This is a genomic window from Macrococcus sp. CoH-51_TC_04 (genome assembly GCF_058188655.1).
In genome coordinates this window covers 1-284 of the sequence record NZ_JBVGOY010000054.1, presented here as the reverse complement: position 1 = coordinate 284, position 284 = coordinate 1, and the positions used below count along the sequence as shown (strand labels likewise).

The window sequence follows — 284 nt, the reverse complement described above, 5'->3', positions numbered from 1 at the left end:
CTCCGGCCCCTTCCTGAAACGAGGGTGGTTGAGGACAGCGACAACCGCTTCGGCGCCCGTCCCCTCCGCCACGCACGAGTGGTCCAGGCCGTGCCGAGCCTGGAAGTGCTGAACGTCGAAGCGCGCGACGGTACGGGAGTCGATCGGACGCCACCTGCGGGCGGCGTCCAGCAGTTTCCACGGGTCGGCCCTCCACCCAGCTGGAGTGTAGGAAACGTGCGCGAAGTCGCTCGCGGCCAGCGCCGGCAGTGGTGTCGGATCAGTCATGATGAGCCCCCTAAGAC

At 68.0% G+C, this 284-nt stretch carries 1 protein-coding gene; it reads right to left on the bottom strand.

What is annotated here, in order from left to right:
* Window positions 1-267: hypothetical protein (locus ACZ2V4_RS11745; RefSeq protein ID WP_490514955.1), on the bottom strand; the 267-nt coding region annotated here is incomplete at its 3' end.
* Window positions 268-284: the final 17 nt, after the last annotated feature.